Source organism: Curtobacterium flaccumfaciens, assembly GCF_051548005.1.
Lineage (GTDB): Bacteria > Actinomycetota > Actinomycetes > Actinomycetales > Microbacteriaceae > Curtobacterium.
On sequence record NZ_JBPUGH010000215.1, the window covers coordinates 1 to 4,174 of the forward strand.

General features: G+C 71.1%; 4 protein-coding genes. 1 reads left to right on the top strand and 3 read right to left on the bottom strand.

The window, feature by feature from the left end; genetic code table 11:
- Positions 1-198: 198 nt before the first annotated feature.
- Genes lipA through ACSW7Y_RS16445 form a run of 3 tightly spaced genes read right to left on the bottom strand, consistent with a single transcriptional unit; the run spans position 199 to position 2,547 of the window.
- Positions 199-1,182 carry a lipoyl synthase gene (gene lipA / locus ACSW7Y_RS16435; protein ID WP_438127311.1) on the bottom strand — a complete coding sequence of 328 codons (984 nt, stop codon included), beginning with the start codon at positions 1,180-1,182 and terminating at the stop codon, positions 199-201.
- Positions 1,179-1,970, bottom strand: coding sequence for a lipoyl(octanoyl) transferase LipB (lipB, locus tag ACSW7Y_RS16440; RefSeq protein WP_438127312.1), 792 nt, complete (start codon positions 1,968-1,970; stop codon positions 1,179-1,181). Before lipB ends, lipA begins: the two co-directional genes overlap by 4 nt.
- A 43-nt stretch (positions 1,971-2,013) precedes the next feature.
- Positions 2,014-2,547, bottom strand: a complete 534-nt coding sequence (locus ACSW7Y_RS16445; protein WP_438127313.1) for a hypothetical protein — start codon at positions 2,545-2,547, stop codon at positions 2,014-2,016.
- 79 nt (positions 2,548-2,626) lie between these two features.
- Here ACSW7Y_RS16445 and ffh point away from each other — a divergent pair.
- The coding region (gene ffh / locus ACSW7Y_RS16450; RefSeq protein ID WP_438127314.1) for a signal recognition particle protein at positions 2,627-4,174 on the top strand (1,548 nt) is incomplete at its 3' end.

Below are 4,174 nucleotides of genomic sequence, written 5' to 3' on the forward strand. Positions count from 1 at the left end.
GTGCCAGCTGGCACCGCGCCTCCCGTCCGTCGCGTGGAGCGCGCGTTCGCGAGAGTGACAGTTTGCTCCGCACCGCTCGCGTGGTCCTGTCGCTTTCGGTGCACGAGCACTGTCGCTTTCGCGAGAGCGACTGTGCGCGCCCGACCGTCCACGTGGTCCTGTCGCTTTCGCGGGACCCATCGCCCCGCGCCCCGCGCCTCAGACGGCCTGGCGACCGGCCGGTGCCTCCAACAGGTGTGACAGGTGCTCCGGTACCGTCCCTCCGCGTGCCACGGTGGCGCGTGCCCAGAGGCGCCCAGCCCGGTAGGACGACCGCACCAGCGGCCCCGCGAGCACACCCGAGAACCCGATGTCCTCGGCGATCTCGCGGAGGTCGACGAACTCCGCAGGGCTCACCCAGCGTGCGACGGGCAGGTGCCGTGGCGACGGACGGAGGTACTGCGTCAGCGTGATGATGTCCGTGCCGGCCTCGTACAGCTGCTCGAGCGCGTCGATGACCTCGTGCCGCTCCTCGCCCATGCCGAGGATGAGGTTCGACTTCGTCACGAGACCGGCGTCACGGCCCTGCGTGATGACGTCGAGCGAGCGCTCGAACCGGAACGCCGGCCGGATCCGCTTGAAGATGCGCGGGACCGTCTCGACGTTGTGGGCGAAGACCTCGGGGCGTGCGTCGAACACCTGGCCGAGCTGGTCCGGGCGGCCGTTGAAGTCCGGAACGAGGATCTCGACGCCGGTGCCGGGGGAGTGCTCGTGGATCTGGCGGATCGTCTCGGCGTAGAGCCAGGCGCCGCCGTCGTCGAGGTCGTCCCGTGCGACGCCGGTCACGGTCGCGTACTTGAGGCCCATCGACACGACCGAGTCTGCGACGCGCCGGGGCTCCCCGCGGTCGAGCGGGCTCGGCTTGCCGGTGTCGATCTTGCAGAAGTCGCACCGCCGGGTGCACTGCGAGCCGCCGATGAGGAACGTCGCCTCGCGGTCCTCCCAGCACTCGAAGATGTTCGGGCAGCCGGCCTCCTGGCAGACGGTGTGGAGCTGCTTGGTCCTGACGAGGGCGGACAGGTCGCGGAACTCCGGACCCTGCGTCGCGCGGGTCTTGATCCACGCGGGCTTCGTCTCGATGGGCGTCTCGGCGTTCCGGGCTTCGACGCGGAGCAGGCGGCGGCCTTCGGGAGCGAGCGTCATGCGGGGACCTCCTGCAGGTGGGTGGTGCGATCCGGGTCGGACGGGAGGCGCGGCTCGCCCCCGACCGTCGGGTGCGGGCTGGTGGGATGGCCCGGCCCGTCGGGACGGGGCGGCGTGGTCGCGCGGCTGGCGGAGGCGATCCTGCTGCCGCTGTGCATGCCGTCGAGCGCCGCCTGTACGCCCGGTGCGACGAGCGCGGCGACCTCGTCGACGGCGACGGGGCGTCCGGCCGCGCGGCTCAGTGTCGTGACCCCGGCGTCGGCGATGCCGCACGGGACGATCGCCGCGTAGGCCTCGAGGGCGTTCGCACAGTTGATCGCGATGCCGTGGCTCGTGACCCCCTCCGCGACGTGCAGGCCGATCGCCCCGACCTTGTCGTGGTTCGACCCGTCGGCACGCGGTATCCACGCGCCGCTCCGCCCGTCGACCCGTTCGGCGGTGACGCCCGCAGAAGCGGCCGCCTCGATGAGGACCTGTTCGAGGTCGCGCACCCACGCCACGACGTCGATCGGCTGGGCCAACCGGACGATCGGGTAGGCCACGAGCTGGCCGGGGCCGTGCCACGTGATGCGACCGCCGCGGTCGACCTCGACCACGGGGGAACCGTCGGTGGGCAGGTCGCTCGGCTCGGTGCGGCGTCCGGCGGTGTACACGGACGGGTGCTCGCAGAGGACGAGCGCGCCTGGGGAGCGGCCAGCGACGATGTCGGCGCGGAGGCGCTGCTGCAGCGCGAGGCCCTCGGGGTAGTCGAGCAGCCCCGGCACCCGGACGATCTCGAGTTCCGGCATGGGACGAGCGTACGCCGGTTTCTGGACGCCGTACAACAACCGATCAGGAGGTCGGCGGCTCTGCCTCTCGCCCGGTCATCGCCAGCTCGGTGTACAGCAGTTGCGCACGCTCCCGGTGTGGCCGCTCCACCACGATCCCGCGCGCCGTGACGACCGCCCAGATCACCGCTGTGCTCCCCGTCAGGAGCGCACCGCCGACGTCGTGGTCGCCGGCCAGGTCAGCGACGGCGATCCCGCCGAACACGACTGCCAGCGCCGCGCCGAGCCAGAGGTGCCAGCCGGTCCGGTCGACGATGTCCCGCAGGAACCGCATCTTCCTGTCGCGCCGCACGTCGTCGGGCTCGGGGCCGCCGCGGACCCAGGCCTGGAGTTCCCGGTGCACGTCGTAGCCGCCCCCGCCGGCCCAGGCCGCGACCACGAGGACCAGGAAGCCGAGCGCGGTGGCGACGGACACCAGCACGAGCACCGCCGCGTCCCCGGTGAACCGCGTCGTGAACACCGCTGCCATGAACCCGCCGACCACTGCTGCTCCGACGGCGCGGAACCATCCGCCGGCGTCGATCTCCCTCAGGTGCACGACGTGGACGGTAGTCCCCGGGGCACCGGCGCGGTCGCGGTCGGGGCGGTCGGTGGTCGCCTTGTAGAATCGACGGATCATGGCGCAATTCGGTTCACTCTCCGACCGGCTGACAGAGACCTTCCGCAACCTGCGGAGCAAGGGTCGCCTGTCCCCGTCCGACGTCGACGGCACCGTCCGCGAGATCCGACGGGCGCTCCTCGACGCCGACGTCGCGCTCGAGGTCGTCAAGTCCTTCACCGCCTCCGTCCGCGAGCGTGCGCTCTCGGACGAGGTGAACAAGGCCCTCAACCCGGCGCAGCAGGTCGTCCAGATCGTCAACGAGGAACTCGTCGGCATCCTCGGCGGGCAGCAGCGTCGCCTCGAGTTCGCCAAGCGTCCGCCGACGGTCATCATGCTCGCGGGCCTCCAGGGCGCCGGCAAGACGACGCTCGCGGGCAAGCTCGGCAAGTGGCTCAAGAAGGACGGCCACACCCCGATGCTCGTCGCGGCGGACCTCCAGCGTCCGAACGCCGTGCAGCAGCTCCAGGTCGTGGGCGAGCAGGCCGGCGTCCACGTCTTCGCCCCGGAGCCCGGCAACGGTGTCGGCGACCCGGTGAAGGTCGCCAAGAACGCGATCAAGGCCGCGGTCGACCAGCAGTACGACACCGTCATCGTGGACACCGCCGGTCGTCTCGGCGTCGACGCCGAGCTGATGAAGCAGGCCGCGAACATCCGCAAGGCCGTCGACCCGGACGAGGTCCTGTTCGTCATCGACGCGATGATCGGTCAGGACGCCGTGGCCACGGCACGCGCCTTCCAGGAGGGCGTCGACTTCACCGGCGTCGTCCTGTCGAAGCTCGACGGTGACGCCCGCGGTGGTGCGGCCCTGTCGGTCGCGAGCATCACCGGGCGCCCGATCATGTTCGCGTCCACGGGTGAGGGCCTCGACGACTTCGAGCCGTTCCACCCGGACCGCATGGCGAGCCGCATCCTCGACCTCGGCGACATCCTCTCGCTCATCGAGCAGGCGCAGCAGGCCTTCGACGAGGACGAAGCCCGCGCGGTCGCCGAGAAGATCGCGAGCGACTCGTTCACGCTCGACGACTTCCTCGGCCAGATGCAGCAGCTTCGCAAGGCCGGCTCGATCAAGGGCATGCTCGGCATGCTCCCCGGTGCGAAGGGCATGCGCGAGGCGCTCGACAACTTCGACGAGGGCGAGATCGTCCGGACCGAGGCGATCATCCAGTCGATGACGAAGCGGGAGCGCCAGCTCCCGAAGCTCCTCAACGGCTCGCGTCGTCTCCGCATCGCGAAGGGTTCGGGCACCACGGTGACCGAGGTCAACGCCCTCGTGAACCGCTTCGAGCAGGCGGCGAAGATGATGAAGACCGTCGCCCGCGGCGGCGTGCCGCAGATGCCGGGCATGGGTCCGATCCCGGGCATGCACGGCGACAAGAAGAAGCAGCAGCAGGGCGGCGCGAAGAAGAAGAAGGTCGGCAACCCCGCCAAGCGCGCGGCGCTCGCGTCGGGTGCGGCGGCCCAGCCGCAGCAGCAGGCGCCGCAGGGCTCCGGCTTCGGCTTCGGCGGTGCGAACGCGAAGAACCCCAAGGCGCCCACCGAGGAAGAGATGCAGTCGCTGCAGAAG